The following is a 21,296-nucleotide window of genomic DNA, read 5'->3' as shown; positions in this document are numbered from 1 at the left end:
CGCGTCCCTCTTGGACGGCGACGGGCCCGGGCGGACCGGGGTGCACTCAGCGCTCGGCGCGGTGGGCCCGTGAGAGGGGAAGAGCGCTGTGAAGATCGTCGTGTTCGGGGCCAACGGCCCTACCGGTCGGCAGGTCTGTGCCCGGGCGCTGGCCGCGGGGCACCTCGTCACCGCCGTCACCCGGCGGCCCGAGGCCTTCCCGCCCGGCGGTGCCGGACTGCGCGTCGTCGGAGGGGACGTGCACGACTCCGCCGAGGTCGACGCCGCCGTGGCGGGCCAGGACGGGGTGATCTCGACCCTCGGGGTGCCGTTCGGCCGGCGGCCCGTCACCGTGTACAGCGCGGGCGCCACCCACATCACGCGGGCCATGGCGCGGCACGGGGTCACCCGTCTGGTCTGCGTCACCTCCACCACCGTCAGCGGGCAGGAGTCACCGGACGACGGCTTCTTCTTCCGGAAGGTGCTCGAACCCTCCATCGCGCGCTTCGTCGGACGGACCGTCTACGAGGACATGCGCCGCTCGGAGGACGTCGTGCGGGGCAGCGGCGCCGACTGGACGATCGTCCGGCCGGCCGGCCTCTTCGACGCCGCCGCGGTCAGTGACTACCGGATGACGGCCGGACCGCGCCTGCCCGGGCGCTTCACATCCCGTGCGGACCTGGCCGACGCGCTGCTGCGCCAGGTGGCCGACGACCGCGACGCACGGGCGGTGGTCGAGGTGCGCACCCTGGAGGGCGTTCCCCGCCTCATCGACATCCTGCGCAGGGAGGCGTTCGGCGGCCGCGGGCGGACAGACCCCGGCGCCGCGGACAGCGGCGCCGACGGGGAGCGCGCCGCGAGGGCCGACGGAGCACCGGTCTGAGCCTCTCCGAGCCTCTCGGACCGGGACAGCCGACGCGCCCGTCAGCCGGCCTCTGCCTCGGAAGCGACCTCAGCAGCCTCCGGAGTTCTCGAAGCTTCCGGAGGCTCCGGAGGTCCCGGAACTCGCGGCGCTTGCGCGGGCTCCGAAGCCTCCGCGGGCTCCGGTGGGACGTGGGCCAGCTTCTCCGGGTTGGTGACGGCGTAGATGCCCGACACCTGGTTCTCCTCGGGGCTGAGGTCGAGCACCATGACGGCGAAGGGCGCGTCGCCGGCGAAGAGCAGCGCGGAGGGATCGCCGTTGACGGTGCGGTAGCGCACGTCGATGTGGTCCGGCCGGTGCGAGGTGGACCCGGTGATCAGGCGGGCGACCTTGTCCCGGCCGCGCACCGGACGCAGGGCCGCCTGCCGCACCTTGCCGCCGCCGTCGGTCCACATGGTCACGTCCGGCGCCAGGATCTCCATGAGGTCGTCGAGGTCGCCTCCGAGCGCGGCGGCGAGGAACCGCTCGGTCACCTGCTGCCGCACCCGCGGATCGGCCCGGTAGCGGGGGCGGCGGGCCTGGACGTGCTCGCGGGCGCGCCGGGCGAGCTGCCGTACGGCGGACGGGGTGCGGTCGAGGATCTCCGCGATCTCGGTGTGCCGGTAGCCGAACACCTCGTGCAGGACGAACACCGTGCGCTCCAGCGGCGTGAGGGTCTCCAGGACGACCAGCATCGCCATCGACACCGCTTCCGCCCGCAGGACCGGCTCGGCGGCGTCCGGCGCCTCGACGGCGTCGGCCGCCTCGCCGACCAGGGGCTCGGGCAGCCACGGCCCCACGTAGGTCTCCCGCCGGCGCCTGATGGCCGCCTGCCGGGCGAGGGCGGCGTTCACGGCGATCCGTACCAGGTACGCCCGCGGATTGACGACCTCCTCCGCCTGCGTGTCCCGGCTGCGGGCCGCCCACGACAGCCAGGTGTCCTGGAGGACGTCCTCGGTGTCGGCCACGCTCCCGAGCAGGTTGTAGACGATGGAGAACAGCAGCTCACGGTGTTCGGCGAACACTGTCGTCGCGCTGTCGTGCGGACGGTCGGACATCGGCAGGACCTCTCTTCCCGGAAACTCCCACCCGAGAGGCTCGACGGCACCGGAAGTGTGACATCCGGGCATTGCGCCCGCGCCGCGCCCTCGCGCCGGGCGGGGGACAAACGGGCGGGCGCGGCCCCGCCGCGGCGCGCTGTTGTGGCCGCATGCGGCTTCGTGCCGCATCGTAGAGACGTCCGCCGACCGCGCAGGGGCCGCTCCACCTGCTGGGTCCGGCGGGCCGGATGCCGCGCCGGCGAGGTCGACAGGGCTGAAGGGGCGAGTGGTGATGAGCCAGGAGGAAGGGCGTCCGGGCGAGGCGGAGCCTCCGGAGGGCGCGATCTCCGGTCCGAGTGGGCTGATGGATCTCCTGGGTGTCGCCGCCGTCCTCCTGGAGGCCGACGGCCGGATCGACATGTGGAGTCCGCAGGCCGAGCACCTGTTCGGGTACGCCCGGGACGAGGCGGTCGGGCAGATGGCGGCGCCGCTGCTGCTGCACGAGCGGAACCGGGACGCGGCGATCAAACTGTTCGGCGAGCTGATGCAGACCGGTCGCGGCTGGGCGGGTTCGTTCCCCGTCCGGCACCGGGACGGCACCACCCGGATGATCGAATTCCGCAACATGCGGCTGACGGACAACGTCGGTGATCACTACGCCCTCGGCCTCGCCACCGACCTGTCCACCCTGCGGCAGGTGGAGCACCAGGTGGCCCTGTCCACCTGGCTGGTCGCCCAGGCGCCGATCGGGCTGTCCGTCCTGGACGCCGACCTGCGGTACCTGGCCGTCAACCCGGCCCTGGCCGCCATGCACGGCGTGCCGGAGGGCGACCACATCGGCCGGGCCTTCCGCGACATCCTGCCGGGCCAGCCGTTCCTGGACGCGGAGGTCCTGATGCGGCAGGTCCTGGCGTCCGGTGACCCCGTGGTGGAACAGCAGCTGGTGGGACGCACCGCCGCCGACCCGCAGCACGAGCACGCCTGGGCGGTGTCGTTCTACCGGCTGGAGGACCACCACGGCCACGTGCTCGGCATCGCCAACGTCGTGGTGGACGTCACCGACCGCTACCTGGCGGCCCAGAAGGCCGACCGGGCCCAGCGCCGGCTGCGCATCATGGCCACCGGGTCGGCCCGGATCGGCACCACCCTGGAGGTGGAGCGGACCGCGCAGGAACTGGCCGAGGCCCTCGTCCCCGACCTGGCGGACCTGGTCGTCGTGGACGTCCTCGACTCCGTCCTGCGCACGGGCCGCGTCGAGAGCGCCGAGGGATCGGCGCAGTTCCGCGCGCTGGCCGTGAAGAGCGCCTACCTCACCGAAGGGGTCCAGGCGATCGTCTCACCGGGCCGTCTGGTCACGTACCCGGCCGACCATCCCGCCGCGCACGGCATCCGCATGCGCCGTCCCGTCCTCCTCACCCGCGTCGAGGGCGGCGACCTCACCCGGATCGCCGCCGAACCGGAGGTGGCCCGCCTCCTCGGCCGAGCCGGGGTCCACACCGGCATGACGGTCCCGCTCGTCGCCCACGAGAAACTGATCGGCCTGATGAGCCTGGCCCGCGCCCGCAACCCGCTGCCGTTCGACGACGACGACCTCACCCTCGCCTGCGAACTGGCCTCGTCGGCGGCCCTGAGCATCGACAACGCCGTCCTGCACCAGCACATCCGCAGCGCCGCCGAGACCCTCCAGCGCAGTCTGCTCCCGCACCTGCCGGCGCACCATCCCGGCCTGGAGATTGCCGCCCGCTACCGGCCCGCCCAGGCGTTCAGCCAGGTCGGCGGTGACTGGTACGACGTCATCGCCCTGGAGCACGACCGCACCGCCCTGACGGTCGGCGACGTGATGGGCAGCGGTATCCCGGCCGCGGCCACGATGGGACGCCTGCGCACCGCCACCGCGACCCTGGCCGACCTGGGCCTGGAACCGGCCCGGATCCTCACCCACCTGGACAAGATCACGCTCGGTCTCGACCCCTACATCGCCACGCTCGTGTACGCGGTCTACGACCCGCACCACGCCCGGCTGCACCTCGCCTCGGCCGGTCATCTGCCTCCCGTGCTGATGCGGCCCGGCAGCCCGCCACGCCTCCTCGACCTGCCCACCGGCACCCCGCTGGGCGTCGGCGGCGTCCCGTTCGAGGCGACCGACGTACGCCTGGAGCCCGGCGACCAGCTGGTCCTGTACACCGACGGCCTGGTGGAAACCCGCAATGAGCCCATCGACAAACGTCTGGAGGACCTCCTGCGCCTCCTGACGCTGCCGGACGACTCACCCGAGCAGACCTGCGACCGGCTCCTGCAACAGCTGCGGCACCCCGCCGGTCACGACGACGTCGCCCTCCTCATCGCCCGCGTACATCCCCTGTGACGGCTGCCCGGCAGCCCGCGGGCCCGGGCGACGCGCGGGCAACGTGAAGAGGCGGCTGCCCGTAAGGGAGCCGCCTCGCCGGTCTCACGCCGTCCGGTCAGCCGCGGACGATGTTCTGGGCCTGCGGCCCCTTCTGGCCCTGCCCGATGTCGAAGGTCACGTGCTCTCCTTCGGTGAGCTCGCGGTAACCACTGCCCTGGATCTCGGAGTAGTGCGCGAAGACGTCCGGGCCGCCCTCGTCCTGGGAGATGAAGCCGAAGCCCTTCTCTGCGTTGAACCACTTCACGGTGCCGCTGGCCATCAGTCGATCCTTCGTTCATTGCGCGGGAACGACCCTGTCGCCGGGCCGCTCCGGCCCCTGAGCAACAGGAGCCACACACGTTCTACCCCGACAGACCGCGCTCATACCCGCACGTGAGTGAGGGTTTCGGGCCGAAGCGAACACGGTGGGTGACGGCCCGCGTGCGGTGGTGTGCACCCGGGCGGCCACGAGGCGGCCGCGCCCCGCACTGGTGGGCCCGGCGGTGTGTGAGCGGCGAGAAGCTGGCGACCCGGCGAGTGGGTTGGGACAACAGCCCTTGGTCCCTTCGCCGCCCCGGCGGCGGAGGGACCTGAGCCGCCGCCCCGCGCGCGATGCGCCCCCACCCGGCAGCGAACTCTCCGCCGCCCCCGTGGCTCCCCGGTGACCCGGCCCGCCACGCGCTGCCGGAAGGCAGAGCGAGTCCTGATCGACAGCGGGTATCCGTACGAGCGAGCCAAGCCCCGAACCGTGGGAGGTGCCAAGGGTGGACCGGCTCCATGGCGACCAGCGCACACCCGACATGATCGACTGGCTGCTGGAAACCGCCTCCGTACGCGAGTTCCTGCAACACCTGGTCGATGAGGCCGTCGGCCGTTCGCGCGCGGACGGCTGCGGCGTGACGGTGCAGCGGCACGGGCGGCCGCTGACGGTGGTCAGTACCGGCGGAGTGGCGGAGAAACTGGACGAGAAGCAGTACGGCCAGGACGACGGCCCCTGCCTCCAGGCGCTGCGAACCGGCCACATCGTGCACGTGCCGGACACCCTGCGGGAGTCCCGGTTCGGCTCCTACCCGGCCTTCGCGGCGGACCTGGGCATCCGCTCCTCGCTGTCCCTGCCGATCCCCGTCCGCACGCACACCGCCGGCGCCCTGAACTTCTACGCCCCGGACCCGGACGCCTTCTCCGAGGACGACCGGCACCGGCTGGCCTCGTTCGCCGCGCAGGCCGGCGGCGGCATCGCCCTGGCGCAGCGCCTGGCCGACACGGACGACTTCGTGAGCGACCTGCAGACCGCCCTGGCCTCCCGCAGCGTCATAGACCAGGCCATCGGCAGCGTCATGCAGCAGTACCGGTGCACCGAGCAGGAGGCCTTCGACCTGCTGCGCCGGTTGTCCCAGCAGACCAACCTCAAGCTCCGTGACGTCTGCGCGCGCCTGCTCACCGACCTCGCCGGCCGGCCCCCCGCGCCGCGGCCACCGCTGCGACCGCAGCCCTGATCCGCGGGCGGGCGGCCGGGAGCCGCGGGCGAGCGGCCGGCGCGGTCGTCCACCGTCGCGACCCGCCGTCCTGCGCTGGCCTGGACGGGTGAGATTAGGTGCCGGGTGGCAGCAGGTGGCCGGAAACGGTTCCTACGGCACCCAGCATGGCCGAGTACCTCCCGGCGCCTGGTGCTTGCCGCGCCGGGAGGGGTACTCCCACCGCCCCCAGGCCCGTCGAGGAGGAACACGTGACCTTCAACCCGCTGGAGCAACGCGGCATCCCGCTGGACCGCCAGCTGCGCAACTGGCGTGAGCTGAACGTCCAGCCGATCGACCCCGACCGCTGTGACCCCTACACCAGGTGTCGGATCATCACGATGAACGGCATCGAGGTGGAGGCGATCCTCTTCAGCCACCAGCTCGCCCGCAACACCGTCGACCCGGAGGTGAAGCGCCAGCTCGCCCGGACCCGGTACATCGAGGCGCAGCAGCAGAAGGTCGTCAACTGGCTGCTGCCCGGAGTCTCGTCGGTGCTCGAGACGACGATCGCCTACGAGCAGGTCGCGGTGGACCTGACGGCGTGGGTCGCGCGGATGGAGCCCGACCCGTACCTGACGCAGGCGTACCAGTTCGGTGTGCTGGAGGACTTCGACCACCTGTACCGGTACGCCAACCTGTACGAGATGATCGAGCACCGCAAGGCCGAGTCGATCGTGGACAACCTCACCGAGGTGATGCCGGGCCGGCCCACCAAGTACCACCACCGCAACCCGGTCGACAACGTGCGGGACCCGTACGACAAGGACACCGTCAACCCGCTCTCGCGGCTGCACGCGCTGACGATCATGTCGGCCGAGCAGCAGACGATGAACTTCTACATGAACACCGGCCCCACCTACATGGAGCCCATCGCCCGCCAGCTCTACCAGGAGATCGGGCTCATCGAGGAGGAGCACGTCACCCACTACGAGTCCCTCGTGGACCCCGGTGAGACGTGGTGGGAGCAGCTCGTCAACCACGAGTACAACGAGTGCTACCTGTACTACTCCTTCATGGAGCAGGAGAGCGACCCCCGGATCAAGTCGATCTGGGAGCTGCACCTGAACATGGAGCTGGAGCACCTGCACACCGCCTGTGACCTCATGCGCCGCCACGACGGCCGTGACCCCCAGGAGATCCTCGCGCCCGAGCTGCCCAACGTGCTCACCTTCGAGCCGAACAAGCAGTACCTGCGCGAACTGCTGGACACCCAGATGGACCTGACCACGCTGGGCGCGGGCTACGTGCGGGACCAGCACGAGCGGTTCGAGAAGATGCAGGAGCAGATCCACGGCGGCGAGGAGCCGCCGAGCGAGCGGGTCATGGCCGAGCACGACCAGATGTTCGGCCGCGAGTACCGGGTGCAGTCCGAGGGCGAGCACCCCGACCCCGCGATGCGCGAGAAGTGAGGGGGCGGACATGCCAGAGCTGAAGACCCCGCAGGCCGGCGACGACCACGCCCCGGACATCGACGTCGTCGGCCTGCTGATGCGTCAGCACGGTGACATCCGCAACCTTTTCGACGAGGTCGAGGGGTGCCAGGGCGAGCAACGCCGGGACGCCTTCCACCGGCTCGTACGGCTGCTGGCCGTGCACGAGACCGCGGAGGAGGAGATCGTCCACCCGTTCGTCCGGCGGGCGGTGTCGGGCGGCGCCCAGATCGTGGACGACCGGCTCGCCGAGGAGAAGGCCGCCAAGGAGGCCCTCGCGGCGCTGGACGACATGGACACCGACGACCCGAAGTTCCTCGCCATGCTGATGCAGCTGCGCACGGACGTGCAGGAGCACGCCCGGGCCGAGGAACGCTACGAGTTCAGCCACATCCGCCGCAGCACCGATGTGACCAGCCTCGCGACCATGGCCAAGGCCGTGAAGGCCGCCGAGGCCATGGCCCCGACCCGGCCGCACCCCGGGGTGCAGTCGGCCACGGCCAACGTGGCCCTGGGACCGGTGGCCGCGCTCATGGACCGCACCAAGGACGCCGTCCGCAAGGCCATGGGCAACAACTGAGCCGGTACGGGCCCACTGCCTGCCCGCCGGGTCACCGGCCCCCGACCGTTTCCCCGCCGCACGCGGGAACGGTGTCCGGGGCCTGGGGCTTGGGGGAGGAGTCAGGGGCTCGAACAGGCACCGCCCGCTGTCCTCCCGGCCCGGTCGGTCGCGGGCGTCGCCGCTGACCACTCCACGCATGCGTCGCCGGGTGCGACCGGGAAAAATGGGGATCGGACAGGAGGCCGACATGGACGCTTCGGTGGACCGGATCGCGCAGCCCTGGGGCAGCCGAACCCCCTACGGCCGCCACGACCCGTGGCCGACCCGTGTGGACACCTTCTTGGAGGACGGTGTCGAGGCGGACATGGTGCAGCACTGGGTGCAGGCGGCGTCGATCCTGCATTCGGACGGCGACGCCATGGACATCGCCGTACGGGACGGGCGCATAGTGGGCGTGCGGGGCCGCGCGGTCGACCGGGTCAACCATGGACGGCTCGGGCCGAAGGACCTCTTCGGCTGGCAGGCCAACGCCTCCCCGGACCGGCTGACCCGGCCGCTGGTCCGGCAGGACGGCCGGCTGGTGGAGTGCGACTGGGACACCGCTATGCGACGGGTCGTGGACCGCTCGCGGCACCTGCTCGACGAGCGCGGCCCCGGATCGATCGGCTTCTACACCTCCGGTCAGCTGTTCCTGGAGGAGTACTACACGCTCGCGGTGCTGGCCCGGGCGGGCATCGGCACCAACCACGTCGATGGCAACACCCGGCTGTGCACCGCCACCGCCGCCGAGGCACTGAAGGAGTCGTTCGGCTGCGACGGGCAGCCCGGCTGTTTCGACGACATCGACCACGCCGACGTCATCGCTCTCTTCGGACACAACCTGGCCGAGACCCAGCCCGTGCAGTGGATGCGCGTCCTCGACCGGCTGGACGGCGCCGAACCGCCGCGGCTGCTGTGCGTCGATCCCCGCCCCACGCCGGTGGCCCGCAGGTCGGCCGTGCACCTGGCCCCGCGTATCGGCACCAACGTGGCCCTGCTCAACGCGCTCCTGCACGAGATCATCCGTACCGACCGGGTCGACCACGACTACCTCGCGGCCCACACCGTCGGCTTCGAGGAACTCGCCTCCCGGGTGGAGCCCTGCACGCCGCGGTGGGCGGCGGACATCTGCGACGTACCGGCCACCCGGATCGAGGAGGCCGCCGACCTGCTCGGCGGCGCCGACCGGCTGCTGTCCACCGTGCTGCAGGGCATCTACCAGTCCCACCAGGCCACCGCGGCCGCCGTACAGATCAACAACCTGCACCTGATCCGTGGCATGCTCGGTCGGCCGGGCGCCGGCATCCTGCAGATGAACGGCCAGCCCACGGCCCAGAACACCCGGGAATGCGGCGCCAACGGTGACCTGCCGGGCTTCCGCAACTGGGAGAACGCCGCTCACATCGCCGATCTGGCGAAGGTGTGGAACGTGGAGCCGAAGACCATCCCGCACCACGGTCCGTCCACCCACGCGATGCAGATCTTCCGCTACGCCGAGCAGGGCTCCGTCCGCATGCTCTGGATCAGCGGCACCAACCCCGCCGTCTCCCTGCCCGAACTGTCCCGCATCCGCTCCATCCTCGCCCGGGACGAGCTGTTCGTCGTCGTGCAGGACCTCTTCCTCACCGAGACCGCCCGGCTCGCGGACGTCGTGCTGCCCGCCGCCACCTGGGGCGAGAAGACGGGCACGTTCACCAACGCCGACCGCACGGTGCACCTGACCCAGAAGGCCGTCGGCCCGCCCGGCGAGAGCAGGTCCGATCTGGACATCTTCCTGGACTACGCGGCCCGCATGGACTTCCGCGACAAGGACGGCGGCCCCCTGATCACCTGGCACGACCCGGAGTCCGCGTTCGAGGCGTGGAAGCGGTGCAGCGCGGGACGGCCGTGCGACTACACCGGCATCAGCTACGACAAGCTGCGCGGCGCCAGCGGCATCCAGTGGCCCTGCACCGAACAGGCCCCGGACGGCACACAACGCCTCTACACCGACGGCATCAGCTGGGCCCACCCGGACGTCTGCGAGACCTACGGCAGGGACCTGGTCACCGGTGCGTCCGAGGGCGTGGTGGAGTACCGCTCGCTCAACCCCGACGGAAAGGCCATGATCAAGGCGGCGGGCTACCTGACGCCGCACGAGGCACCCAGCGAGACGTACCCGTTCCAGCTGACCACCGGGCGTACCCTCTACCACTTCCACACCCGCACCAAGACCGCGCGGGCGCCCCAGCTGAACAAGGCCGCCCCCGACGTCTGGGTGGAGGTGTCCGCGCCCGACACCACCAGGCTCGGGCTGGGCGAGGGCGACCTGGTGGAGGTGAGCACACCGCGCGGCGCCCTGCGCGGCCGGCTGCGGGTCACCGACATCCGCCCGGGGCTGCTGTTCGTCCCCTTCCACTACGGCTACTGGGACACCGAGGGCGGACACGGTCCCGACGGCGGCACACCGGGCCGCGCCGCCAACGAGACGACCGTCACCGACTGGGACCCGGTCTCCAAACAACCGGTGTTCAAGACCTGCGCCGCGGCCCTGCGCCGGGTGGAGCCCGGCGCCGGCCGCACCGCCCCTGCCCCGACCACCACCGCGTCGGCGCCCGCCCGCCCGGACGCGGTACCGGCCACCACCGGCGGCCCCGCCGCCCTCGTCACCCAGTCGGCCGGCGCCCACGGGGGCGCCGGCGCAGAGGACGGTGCCTCGTGAACGGCGTCGACCTGGTCCTGCGCGCCCTCCACCACGGCGAACAGCACCTGGCCCAGGAACTGGTGACCGTGGGGGAGCGCCACCGCACCGACCACGAGATCCGCCACGTCACCACCGACCTCGCCCAGTGGTCACGACGGCACGTCCAGCGCCTGACCGACATCGGTGACGCCCGCGGCCTGAGCCTCGGCGGCCTCTCCGGGCAGCGGTCCCCGGGCATCCTGTCGGCACTGAGGGAGAAGGCGGCCGAGACGTTCGGGCACCGCCCCGAGTCCGGACTGCTCCTCCTGCGCGACCTCAGGGACCTGCACCTCGCCGCCACGCAGAACTCCCTGTACTGGGAGATGACCGCCCAGGCCGCGCAGGCCTCCAGGGACGACGACCTCCTTGCCCTGGCCTCGGAGTGCCACCCGCGGACACTGCGGCAGATGCGCTGGACCAACGCCATGATCAAAGTCCTCTCGCCCCAGGTCCTGACGAGCCTGTGATGCCTGGGCGACCTACCCGGATGCCGGGGCGACCTGCCGGTCCGCGGCGACGGCGGAGGAGCCGGCCATGACCGCGACGCTGATCACCTTCGGCCACGGCACCGCCGGCCGGGAACGCATCACCGAGCTGCTGCGCGGCGCCGACGTCCGCGCCGTCGTCGACGTACGCATCGCTCCGGGCAGCCGCCGCGATCCGGACCTGGCCAGACAGCGCCTCGGCGCCTGGATGCCCGAACAGGGGCTCGCCTACCGGTGGGAGCCCGCACTGGGCGGCTACCGCAAACCGCCTCCGGACAGCCCCGACGTCGTCTGGCGCAACCTGTCCTTCCGCGGCTACGCCGCCCACACCAGGACCCCCGACTTCCTCACCGCCATGGAACGGCTGCTGAGCGACGCGGCCACCGCCCTGACCACGGTGATGTGCAGCGAAGCCGTCTGGTGGCGCTGCCACCGCCGCCTGATCGCCGACTTCGCCGTGGTCGCACGCGGCGCGCGGGTGCACCACCTGATGCATGACGGACGGCTGCACCCGCACACCCCGACGCCGGGCCTGCGGCTGCGCGACGACGGCCTGCTCGTCTACGACGACCTCCCCGCCTCCGACCCGCCCGGGGAGGCGTCCACGCCGTCCCTCTGAGCCGTCCGCCCTGAGCCGTCCCCCTCGCGGTCGTGGACTGTGCCGGCACGGCAACCTTTCCCGCCGCTCGTGAGTCACACGCTGCGCACCACTCGTTGGACGACCCGTCCCGACGACGTACGCCCCGCGTGTCCCTTCACGCCCCGCGTGTCCCTTCGAACCGAGAGAGAAACCGATGTCGCACCGCCCGCGGCCTCGCGGCACGATGCTGGCCGCCACCACAGCGGCCCTCATATGCACCGCGCTCACCGCCACCCCTGCCCTGGCCGCATCACCCACGCTGCGCGTGGTCGTCGTCAGCGACGACGTCTCGCTGCCTCTGCCGGGAGACAGCGAAGACGAGGCCCAGATCAGCTGGGGCCTGGAGAAGGACGGCAGCGGCACGGCGCGCGACGTCGAGATCGTGGTCGACCTCGGCGGCGTCGCCGGCTTCGCCACCACGAGCCTCGACTGCCCCCACGACGGCGCCGTCTACACCTGCGACCGCGGGGACATCGACTCCCCGGACAACTCCGGTGGCCTGGTCCCGCTGCGCGCCGCCTCCGGGGCGAAGGCGGGCGACAGCGGCACCGTCACCATCTCCGGCCACTCCTCGACCGGGGAGGTCACCGGCACCACCGTCAAGGTGACCGCGGGCCGCCTCGAACTCCAGGTCTCCACCGCGCCCGCCGTGTCCGGCGCCGTGCCGGGCAGCACCCTGAACCAGCAGGTCACCATCGCCAACACCGGCAGCGCCACCGCGGACGGCGTCACCCTGAGCCTGCTCGCCACACCGGGCCTCGACCTCGGTGACGCCTTCACCAACTGCGCCTACGCACCCGTCGACCGCCGGTCCGACTTCTGGACCCGACAGGCCGTCTGCCACATCGACACCCCCGTCGAGCCCGGCCGCACCTACCGCCTGAACACGCCCTTCGGCGTGGTCGTCGGGCACGACGCGCTGAACGAGGTCCTCCACTACGAGGTGGCCGCCGGCGGCCGGGGCGGCCACGGCAGCGGAACGCCTGGCCAGGGCTCCCCGTTGACCCTGGTGCCGTCCGACTCCCGGCCGTCCGGCTCGGGCCCGACGGCTGATCGCAGGATCACGGCCGCCAACACCGCCGATCTCGCCGCGTTCGGTGACAGCGCGCAGGGCAAGCCCGGCGACCGGGTCACCGTGGTCGCCCAGTTGAAGGACCAGGGCCCGGCCTGGGTCGGCTATCCCAACAGCGACGACCAGATCGCGCTCATGGTGGACATCCCCAAGGGCACCGAGGCGGTCAAGGTGCCCGACGCCTGCCTGCCGTTCGGCATCGACGGTCCCACGGAACCCGCCCTGGGCAAGCCGAAGTACATCTGTGCCGTCTACCCCGATCTGGTTCTGCCCGGCGAGACGCACAACTTCCCGTTCGAGCTGAAGATCGCGGAGGACGCCGCGGACACCCACGGCACCGTGCGGGCCACCAGCATCTACGGTGACGACAAGCTCGCCTTCGACCCCGACCACGGCAATGACACCGCCGACCTCACGGTGGACGTCACCGGGTCCACCGGCCAGGACGGCGGCACCGGCGACGGGACGACCGGCACCGGGAGCACCGGCGGTACCGGCACCTCCGGCACCACCGGCAACGACCCCGCCCCCCAGTCCGTGGGCGGCAGCAGTACGGGAACGACCGGAACCACCGCGGGAGGCGGCGCGCTCGCTTCGACCGGCAGCGACGGCACCCTGTGGCTGGCCGGCACAGCGATCACCGCGCTCGTCGCCGGCGCCGCGCTCACCGTCACCGCCCGCCGCCGCACCGGCGCCCGACTCTCCTGACGTTCACGGGAACCAGGGATGCATACGGTGATCCGCCGGGGGCAGACGCCTTTCCGGAGAGAGTCGCTGTGGCACCCCTGGCGGGTGCGCGGGTGTCGCGGTCCGGGTGCCGGTCCGCCCTGTGAGAGAGGATGTCGCTGTGCTGCTGCCTGCGGAGAAGGAACTGCGTGCGGTGCTGGCCCGCTTCGCCGAAGCCCGCTTCCAGCACGACCTGCAGCCCAGTGGTCACTCCAGCCGGGAGCTGGAAGACACCTCCTACACGCTCTGTGTGATGACCGGCACCCAGTCGGTGGACCAGGCCCTCGCCGCCGCCGACCTCCTCCTGGAGCAGCTGCGGGCGGGGCGCCCTACGGCGACCAAGGCAGGCCAGATCCTGGCCGCCTGAGCCGTCGAAGGCCCGGTATGCTCATCGGCTGATTCACTCGTCCGGGTCGTCGTTGCCCTGATTTCGCCGGCAATCGCATGCCGGAGTCGTCCGCTGAGCAGCATTCGCCCATGGGAAGTGCCGCATTCGACGGGGAGCCGTCGGCAGAAGCGCGTCGGTCGCCGTCGGAGGTCGTCTTCACGGCGGACTTCGCGTCCACCCGGCAATGGGTGGCGGGCCGTTCGTGGGCGTATCCGAACGGCGGACCGGTCAACCCGGGCGACAACAAGCTGGATCACCTGACGGCGGATCCCGCCTACAGCCGCTCGGGCACCTTCCGCGCCACCCTCCGCAAGGACGGCCGGTGGGACACCGGCCTCCTCACCACGGAGGGGAGTGAGGAGGCCTTCACCGTCCGCGCGGGGGACGTGCTCGAGGCACGGGTCAGACTGCCGTACGAGGCGGGAGCCTGGCCCGCCATCTGGACCTGGCGCGACGGCGACCAGGAGATCGACGTCTTCGAGTACCACCCGGACAACCCCGACCTCCTGGAGCTGACCAACCACGTCCGCAGCGGCAACTTCTACTACCGGGACCCCGCTGTCCGCCCGGGCGCCTGGGTCGACCTGCGCGTGGAGTTCGGCGCGCGGTCGGTGGTCTGGTGGGTGAACGGCAACCGGGTGTTCGCCGACCGCCAGGGCGTGGGACGTGACTGGCACGCCTACCTCATCGTCAACCTGTCGGTCTGCGCGGGCCGTTACCACCCGCCACCCGCCCCCCGCGTCAGGGAGATGTCCTACGAGGTCCAGCACCTCGTCGTACGCCGACCGGCCCCCCTGGCGGAAGCACCGCCCGACGAGTCCGAGGCGGTGGCCGAGAGCGCGGTGCCCGAGACCGACGGGGTGTGAGCCGACACCGCCCGGCATGCACCGTTCGTCACGGACGGGGTCGGATCACGCCGGCTGCCACAGTTCGATCCGGTTGCCCTCGGGGTCGGTGACCCAGCCGAAGCGGCCCACACCCTCCATGTCCTGTGTCTCCCCGGCCACGTCGGCACCCTTGGCGCGCAGTTGCGCGAGCATCGCGTCCAGGTCGCGTACCCGGAAGTTGAGCATGGTCCGCTGGGCGGGGGACCCGAAGTAGTCGGTGCCGGACTCGAAGGTCGCGAACACCGTGGGCCCGGTCTCCTGCCGCCACAGGCCGTTGTCATCGGCGTCCAGGCCCAGGCAGTCGCGGTACCAGGCGCTCAGCGCCGCCGGGTCGGCGGCCCGCATGAAGTACCCACCGATTCCACGTACACGTTCCATCCCGCCATCCTGCCAGGACGCCGCCGTGCCGGGGCGGTGATCGGGTGGAGAGGCGGTCAGTCCTTCAGCAGCGCGTCGCGCACCGGCAGCCAGTCCAGGGCGGACCGGATGCCGTCCTCCAGGGAGAGCTTCGGCGTCCATCCCAGCAGTTCCGCCGCCCGGTCGCTCTTGGTGTAGCCGCCGGCGACGTCACCGGGGCGCGGATCGGCGTCGACGGTCACCAGGGGCGTGCCGACGACGTTGCCGAAGGCGGCGCACAGCTCCCGGACCGTGGTGCCGGAGCCGGTGCCCAGGTTGATCGCGACCGAGCGCCTCGGCGCGGCCAGGACGGTGTCGAAACGCTCGATCGCCGCGAGGTGCGCCGCGGCGAGATCCCAGACGTGCACGTAGTCCCGGATGCCCGTGCCGTCGCGGGTCGGGTAGTCCGTCCCCGTGATCGGGAACGGGCGGCCCTCCCGATGGGCGTCGATGAGCACGCCCAGGGCATGACTGGGCCGCCTGACCTGGAGCCCGGTACGCAGGCGCGGATCGGCCCCGATCGGGTTGAAGTACCGCAGCGACAGCACGCGCGGCCCCGTCACGGCGATGTCGGCGAACATCTCCTCGCACACGGCCTTGGTCCGCGCGTACGGGCTCTGCGGCGCCAGCGGCGAGTCCTCGTCGACGGGCGAGCCGTCCTCGGCCCGGTAGACGGAGGCCGAGCTGCTGAAGATGATCCTGTCGCAGCCGTTGCGGTGCAGATGGCTGACGAAGGCCAGGCTCTTGGCGACGTTCGCGTCGTAGTAGCCGATCGGGTCGGCGACCGACTCGGGCACGACGATCAGCGCCGCACAGTGCACCACGGCGGTGATGTCCGGGTGCTCCGCGAAGATCCGGTCGACCACCGCGCCATCCGCGATGTCACCTTCGTAGAACGTACGGCCCTCGGTGAATTCGCGGCGGCCCCGGACGAGGCTGTCGAGGATCACGGGGCTGACGCCCGCGTCCAGGCACGCCGAGGCGACGGTGCTGCCGATGTAACCGGCTCCTCCGGCGATGAGGACCTTCACCACGATGGTGTTCTCCTGGCTCCGTTCGCGGCCCCAGCGGGCGACCGGCGGCAAGGCTAACGGAGAACTCCGGCGGCGACGGACAGCGAACCCCGATCGAGGGACAGCGGACCCCGATCGAGGGACAGGGGCCGGGATAGGCTCGGAGCGGGTTGCGAACGTGCGGGCGCGCGAAGGTGATGGGGGCGGTGCCGTGGATGCGGTGACCTTATTGTCGGCGATGGTGGCGCTGGGGGGTGCGGCGGCGACGGCAGTGCTCGGCTACTGGACGCAGCGGCGCCTGCGGCGCATCGAGCAGCGGAACCTGATGGACTCCTACGGAGCCTCGCTGGCCTGGGCCGCGTACGACCTCCAGTCCAGGCTGTACAACATCGTGAGCGGCATCAACACCGATCTCTCGCCCGGACCCGGCCGCGGCTTCATGACCTACATGCTCCAGCACGGCTCCCGCGACGAGCAGGCGTACGTACGGCGCAGCACCGCGTTCGTGCTCGCCGAATACCTGGGATGGGTGGAGATCCTGCGGCGCGACATCCAGTTCCTGGACCTCGGGCGGTCACGGAGCAACCAGCAGGTCATGACGATCATCTCGTCCATCGGCAAAGCCCTCAACCACACGTCGTCGGGCGGCCGCGACGTGCTGCGCCTCTGGCGTGCCGAGCAACGGGCCGTCGGGGAACTCATGGTGCACCCCGGGGGAGAACCCGGTCGCCGCCGGTGCCTGGGGTACGCCGAGTTCTGCGACCGGCTCGACCATGACGACGCCTTTCGGCGCTGGTTCGCCCCCCTTCTCGACGCCGTCGACCGGCTCGCCGAGGACCCGGAGGCGGCCGTGCCCCGTCTGACGGAAGTACAGCAGGGACTGATCGAGCTGATCGACGTGCTGGACCCGCGGGCCGAGTGGTTCCCGCACTTCCGTGCGAAGGTCGACCCGACGAGTCCCGAACCGTCCGGCTGAATCCCACGTGTCGCGCTCACCGGCCCGGCGGATGGAGGACCACGACGTCACGCGAGCGTGGTGCGCAGGTGGGCCGGTACCGCCCACCACTGGTCCGGGCGGTCCACCACCGCGGCGCCGGGCCCGGTCTCGACGTACCGGGCGAGACGCAGGAGGTAGGCCGCGATGCCTGCCGCGCCCTGCATCCACGCCGTCCCCGGTGGCAGCAGTGGTGCTTCCGCACGGTGTTCGAGGAAACGCCAGCGGGCGCCCGACCCGTCTCTGATCGCCCGCTCCACCAGTGCGTCGCCCATCCTGAGCGCTCCCCGCACCAGGGTGTCCGCCCGTGCGGCGCTCCCGCAGTCCTGCGCCGCGTCCAGCAGCACGTCTCCGACGCCCGCCGTCCCGCAGCAGCGTCCGTCGTTGTCCCAGAAGCCGGGGCGGAGGCGTTGGGGCAGTCCCGAGGTGAGGATCGAGGTCAGGCAGCGCTGCCGCAGTTCGTCGACCGCGATGCCTGCCACCTGGCTGACGCCCGCGTGCGCGAGCGCGGCGAACATCAGCGAGGTGCCCGCCGGGCCGTGGCACCAGGTGTACGTCACCGGTTCCACCTCCCGGGTCGACGGCGGAATCGTGTGCGGGACGACGAAACCGCCGTCGTCCAGGGAACCCACCGACACGACGTGCCGGGCCCCCTCCACGGCGGCCTGGACGAAGTCGTCCCGGTCCAGTGCCACGCCTGCCACGGCCAGCGCCGCGGCGACTCCGGCCGTACCGTGCGAGTAGTTCGGAGCCCGCCAGGACGTGCCCGCCGCCATGCCCCAGTCCAGGCCCGCCGGCGTCCGGTCGGCCACCCGCAGCAGGGCCTCGCCGCCGGTGGTCGCGATCCGGTGGGAGACCTCGCTCTCCGCCCAGACCGCCGTCATCACCACGCCCGCGGCTCCCAGGACCACGTCGTTCAACGGGGCGTCGGAATCCGGTTCCACCTCGAGGGTGGTCTTCCAGCCCTGCGGAGTCGCCAGGTCGGCCAGGCGCCGCAGCGCGGTCAGTTCCGCACCGGGGGCGAGGAGCCTCAGTGCGGTGGCGTCGCCGGCGAGACCGTCGTACAACGACGGCTCCGTCCGCCTGCCGGCCTGGTCCGACAGCCGGCGCACGATACCCGCCGCCAGGGACTGTTCCCGCTCGTCCAGCTGCCGGTAGCGGGCGAGTTCGGCCAGCACCGGAGCCAGTCCCGCGATCCCCGCGTACAGCGAGTCGCGGTCCTTCGCGGGTACCGGCTCCGGGCCGTCCGCCACCACCGTCTCCGGCAGCCACGGGCCCTCGTCGTCACGCACCTGATCCCGTACCCACGTCCACGCGGCCTCGCCGAGGTCCCGGTACACATCGCTCCTCACCATCCGGCCCACGCTACAGCCCAGGACGCCGGTCACGGGCCCGGCCGCCTCAGCGGACGTACGGCCGGGGCGCGGGCACCGGTGGCGTGGTCAGGAGGCCGTCGGCGCGCAGCGGTTCACGGCGGCCATGACCGCGTGGACGGACGCGGTCAGGACGGAGGTGTCCCAGCCCGCGCCCCAGCGGGTCACGCCGTTCACCCGGCACCGCGCGTAGGCCACGGCGGGACTGCCCGGCCCGGCGGCGGTGGCGTGCTCGGCGTAGTCGAGGATGTCGGCGGTGATGCCCACGGTGCGCAGGGCGTCGGCGAGGGCGGACAGCGGTCCGTTGCCGGTGCCGTGGCAGGAGTGCTCCTGCCCGCCGGTACGCAGCACGCAGCCGAACCGGTGCTCGCCGGGGACGGGTTCCGTGGCGCTCCAGGCGGCCAGGGTGACGGGGCCGTCCAGCGCCGGGGCGATGTAGGTGGTGCGGAACAGCTCCCACAGCTCCTTGTGGCCCAGTTCCCGGCCGGTGGAGTCGGTGACCCGCTGCACCGCACCGGAGAAGTCCGGGCGCATCGGCCGGGGCAGGTCCAGCCCGTGGTGGGTGTGCAGCAGGTGGGCGATGCCACCCTTGCCGGACTGGGAGTTGATGCGGATGACCTCTTCGTAGGTACGGCCGATGTCCTGCGGGTCGATGGGCAGGTACGGCACCGACCACGGCGCCTCCCCGGCGGCCATGCCCTGCTCGGCGGCCTGCCTGGCGTGCTGCGCCATGCCCTTGGCGATGGCGTCCTGGTGGGTGCCGGAGAACGCGGTGTGCACGAGGTCGCCGCCGTAGGGGTGCCGGGGGTGGACCGGCAGGCGGTTGCAGTGCTCCACCACCTCGCGCACCGCGTCGATGTCGGAGAAGTCGACCATCGGGTTCACGCCCTGTGCGTACAGGTTGAGGGCCAGGGTCACCAGGTCGACGTTGCCGGTGCGCTCGCCGTTGCCGAACAGGCAGCCCTCCACGCGCTGCGCCCCGGCCAGCACGGCGAGTTCGGCGCAGGCCACCCCGGTGCCGCGGTCGTTGTGCGGGTGGACGGAGAGGATCACGCAGTCGCGGCGCGCGAGGTGGCGGTCCATGTACTCGATCTGGTCCGCGTACACGTTGGGCGTGGCGATCTCCACGGTCGCGGGCAGGTTGTGGATCACCGGCCGGTCGGGGCTCGCCTCCCACAGTTCGGTCACGCTGTCGCACACCTCCAGCACGAAGTCCGGCTCGGTGAGGTTGAAGACCTCCGGGGAGAACTCGAACCGGATGTCGGCGCCCGGCTGTCGCCCGGCGGCGCGCATCAGGTGGCCGGCGGCGTCCAGGATCAGTCGGTGCACCTCGGCGCGGGAGCGGCCCAGGACCACGGTCCGCCAGGTGGGCGCCGTCGCGGTGTAGAGGTGCACGAGGGTGCGGGGCAGGCCCTCGACGGAGGCGACGGTCCGGTCGATCAGGTCCTGGCGGGCCGCGGTGAACACCGAGACGGTCACGTCGTCGGGGACGGCGCCGCTGGTGGCCAGGTGCCGTACGAAGTCGAAGTCGGTCTGGCTGGCGGACGGGTAGCCGACCTCGATCTCCTTGAAGCCCATGGTGACCAGGAGGTCGAACATCCGGCGCTTGCGTGCGGTGTCCATCGGCTCGGCCAGCGCCTGGTTGCCGTCGCGCAGGTCGACCGGCACCCAGAGCGGGGCGCGTTCGATCCGGCGCGAGGGCCAGGTGCGGTCGGTCAGGGGCAGCTCGACCCGCTGGTGCGCGGGCCGGTAGCGGTGGTGCGGCATGGCGCTCGGACGCTGGGGGTTCCAGCGCGGTGCGCCCGCCGGGATGTCACCGGCAGGACTGCGCAGGGTGGGAAATGCCGTGCTGCGAGTGGGAGTTGCCATGGCGTGCGGGACTTCCTTCGGTCGGCCATCGGGTGACCGGCTCAGCCCGGAACCCCGCTGCGGGGTGCCGGTCGCGTCAGGCCCCGCAGCGGCAGCCGAGAAGAAGGAGCTCGTGCGCCAGCATGCCGGGTACAGTAGCGACAACTCAGCTCCTCAGACAACCTGAGAGGTTCACCGGCATGTCACTAGGCGCCCTGCGGCCGTCCCCCCTCGTCGAGCAGGCCACCGATCTGCTGCGCGAGCAGATCGCCGGCGGCGAGTGGGCCGTGGGAACGAAACTCCCCGGCGAGACCGCACTCGCCAAGTCCCTCGGCGTGGGACGCTCCACCGTCCGCGAGGCCCTGCGCGCGCTGGCCGGTGCGGGACTGGTGCAGGCGCGCCAGGGTTCCGGTGTCTTCGTCATCGCGACCACGCCCAGGGAGGACTGGTCCACCCGGCTGCGCAGGGCGGCCATCACGGACGTCTACGAGGTGCGGATGCTCATCGAGGTCGAGGCCGCGCAGCTGGCCGCGCGGCGCCGGACCGAGGAGGACGTCACCGCCCTGCGCGAAGCCCTGGCCGGACGCCGTAGCGCCGCGAACGCCGGCGACGCCGAGTTCGTCGAGGCCGACATCGACCTGCACCGGGCGGTGGTCGACGCGGCCCACAACCCGGTGCTCACCGGGCTGTTCACCGAGTTTCTGCCGGTACTGCAACGACGGCTGCTCGATCTGGTCGAGCTGCTCGGCCTGCGCGCCGACGATCCCGGCCACGGCTACGCGGGCCACGCCGACCTGGTGGACGCCGTCGTGCGGGGGGACGCCGAGGGGGCCGGAGAGGCGCTGCGCGACGAACTCCAGCGGACCCTCACCCTGCTCCACTCCCTCTGACCTCGCCA

At 72.0% G+C, this 21,296-nt stretch carries 19 protein-coding genes; 13 read left to right on the top strand and 6 right to left on the bottom strand.

Annotated elements, in window-relative coordinates:
• Positions 1–88 precede the first annotated feature (88 nt).
• Positions 89–862 (top strand): NAD(P)-dependent oxidoreductase, encoded by a 774-nt coding sequence (locus ACZ6CZ_RS18330; RefSeq protein WP_469021836.1) that lies wholly within the window; start codon positions 89–91, stop codon positions 860–862.
• A gap of 41 nt (positions 863–903) precedes the next feature.
• Here the strand turns inward: ACZ6CZ_RS18330 and sigJ are convergent, their stop codons facing one another.
• Positions 904–1,938, bottom strand: coding sequence for an RNA polymerase sigma factor SigJ (sigJ, locus tag ACZ6CZ_RS18325; RefSeq protein ID WP_469021834.1), 1,035 nt, complete (start codon positions 1,936–1,938; stop codon positions 904–906).
• Between the two features lie 274 nt (positions 1,939–2,212).
• Here sigJ and ACZ6CZ_RS18320 point away from each other — a divergent pair, with 274 nt between their 5' ends.
• Positions 2,213–4,285, top strand: a complete 2,073-nt coding sequence (locus ACZ6CZ_RS18320; RefSeq protein WP_469021831.1) for a SpoIIE family protein phosphatase — start codon at positions 2,213–2,215, stop codon at positions 4,283–4,285.
• Between the two features lie 97 nt (positions 4,286–4,382).
• Here the strand turns inward: ACZ6CZ_RS18320 and ACZ6CZ_RS18315 are convergent, their stop codons facing one another.
• Positions 4,383–4,586 (bottom strand): cold-shock protein, encoded by a 204-nt coding sequence (locus tag ACZ6CZ_RS18315; protein ID WP_469021829.1) that lies wholly within the window; start codon positions 4,584–4,586, stop codon positions 4,383–4,385.
• Positions 4,587–5,106: 520 nt separating this feature from the next.
• On the opposite strand from ACZ6CZ_RS18315, the gene ACZ6CZ_RS18310 reads away from it, so the two are divergent.
• The 9 genes from ACZ6CZ_RS18310 to ACZ6CZ_RS18270 all read left to right on the top strand — a co-directional run bounded on the left by ACZ6CZ_RS18310 (position 5,107) and on the right by ACZ6CZ_RS18270 (position 14,753).
• Entirely contained in the window at positions 5,107–5,802 is a 696-nt protein-coding gene (locus ACZ6CZ_RS18310; RefSeq protein ID WP_469022603.1) for a GAF and ANTAR domain-containing protein, read from the top strand.
• Positions 5,803–6,032: 230 nt separating this feature from the next.
• Entirely contained in the window at positions 6,033–7,232 is a 1,200-nt protein-coding gene (locus tag ACZ6CZ_RS18305; RefSeq protein ID WP_469021827.1) for a hypothetical protein, read from the top strand.
• Positions 7,233–7,242: 10 nt separating this feature from the next.
• Positions 7,243–7,833, top strand: coding sequence for a hemerythrin domain-containing protein (locus tag ACZ6CZ_RS18300; RefSeq protein WP_469021824.1), 591 nt, complete (start codon positions 7,243–7,245; stop codon positions 7,831–7,833).
• Positions 7,834–8,062: 229 nt separating this feature from the next.
• Positions 8,063–10,555, top strand: a complete 2,493-nt coding sequence (locus ACZ6CZ_RS18295; RefSeq protein WP_469021822.1) for a molybdopterin oxidoreductase family protein — start codon at positions 8,063–8,065, stop codon at positions 10,553–10,555.
• Positions 10,552–11,043, top strand: a complete 492-nt coding sequence (locus ACZ6CZ_RS18290) for a hypothetical protein (protein ID WP_469021819.1) — start codon at positions 10,552–10,554, stop codon at positions 11,041–11,043. Before ACZ6CZ_RS18295 ends, ACZ6CZ_RS18290 begins: the two co-directional genes overlap by 4 nt.
• 67 nt (positions 11,044–11,110) lie before the next feature.
• The gene (locus ACZ6CZ_RS18285) at positions 11,111–11,680 is read left to right on the top strand and encodes a DUF488 domain-containing protein (RefSeq protein ID WP_469021817.1); all 570 of its coding nucleotides are present in this window, start codon (positions 11,111–11,113) and stop codon (positions 11,678–11,680) included.
• Positions 11,681–11,855: 175 nt separating this feature from the next.
• Entirely contained in the window at positions 11,856–13,481 is a 1,626-nt protein-coding gene (locus tag ACZ6CZ_RS18280; RefSeq protein WP_469021813.1) for a COG1361 family protein, read from the top strand.
• Between the two features lie 139 nt (positions 13,482–13,620).
• The gene (locus ACZ6CZ_RS18275) at positions 13,621–13,866 is read left to right on the top strand and encodes a DUF5133 domain-containing protein (protein ID WP_469021811.1); all 246 of its coding nucleotides are present in this window, start codon (positions 13,621–13,623) and stop codon (positions 13,864–13,866) included.
• A gap of 110 nt (positions 13,867–13,976) precedes the next feature.
• Positions 13,977–14,753 carry a LamG domain-containing protein gene (locus ACZ6CZ_RS18270; protein WP_469021808.1) on the top strand — a complete coding sequence of 259 codons (777 nt, stop codon included), beginning with the start codon at positions 13,977–13,979 and terminating at the stop codon, positions 14,751–14,753.
• Positions 14,754–14,798: 45 nt separating this feature from the next.
• On the opposite strand, the gene ACZ6CZ_RS18265 is transcribed toward ACZ6CZ_RS18270, so the two are convergent.
• Together ACZ6CZ_RS18265 and galE are read right to left on the bottom strand one after the other, a co-directional pair.
• Complete coding sequence (locus ACZ6CZ_RS18265) at positions 14,799–15,152, bottom strand: VOC family protein (RefSeq protein WP_469021806.1); 354 nt, start codon at positions 15,150–15,152, stop codon at positions 14,799–14,801.
• Between the two features lie 56 nt (positions 15,153–15,208).
• Positions 15,209–16,204 (bottom strand): UDP-glucose 4-epimerase GalE, encoded by a 996-nt coding sequence (galE, locus tag ACZ6CZ_RS18260; protein ID WP_469021803.1) that lies wholly within the window; start codon positions 16,202–16,204, stop codon positions 15,209–15,211.
• Positions 16,205–16,403: 199 nt separating this feature from the next.
• Here galE and ACZ6CZ_RS18255 point away from each other — a divergent pair, with 199 nt between their 5' ends.
• Positions 16,404–17,159, top strand: coding sequence for a hypothetical protein (locus ACZ6CZ_RS18255; protein WP_469021800.1), 756 nt, complete (start codon positions 16,404–16,406; stop codon positions 17,157–17,159).
• 47 nt (positions 17,160–17,206) lie between these two features.
• Here ACZ6CZ_RS18255 and ACZ6CZ_RS18250 read toward each other — a convergent pair whose 3' ends face one another.
• Together ACZ6CZ_RS18250 and leuA are read right to left on the bottom strand one after the other, a co-directional pair.
• A complete protein-coding gene (locus tag ACZ6CZ_RS18250; protein WP_469021797.1) occupies positions 17,207–18,532 on the bottom strand; it encodes a lanthionine synthetase LanC family protein in 1,326 nt (441 codons plus the stop codon).
• Positions 18,533–18,619: 87 nt separating this feature from the next.
• Entirely contained in the window at positions 18,620–20,419 is a 1,800-nt protein-coding gene (gene leuA, locus ACZ6CZ_RS18245) for a 2-isopropylmalate synthase (RefSeq protein WP_469021795.1), read from the bottom strand.
• A gap of 179 nt (positions 20,420–20,598) precedes the next feature.
• On the opposite strand from leuA, the gene ACZ6CZ_RS18240 reads away from it, so the two are divergent.
• Entirely contained in the window at positions 20,599–21,288 is a 690-nt protein-coding gene (locus ACZ6CZ_RS18240; protein WP_469021792.1) for a FadR/GntR family transcriptional regulator, read from the top strand.
• Positions 21,289–21,296: the final 8 nt, after the last annotated feature.

It is taken from the genome of Streptomyces sp. NPDC041135, from assembly GCF_055592085.1.
The sequence above is the reverse complement of the archived record's forward strand: the minus strand, read 5'-3'. Positions and strand labels throughout refer to the sequence as shown.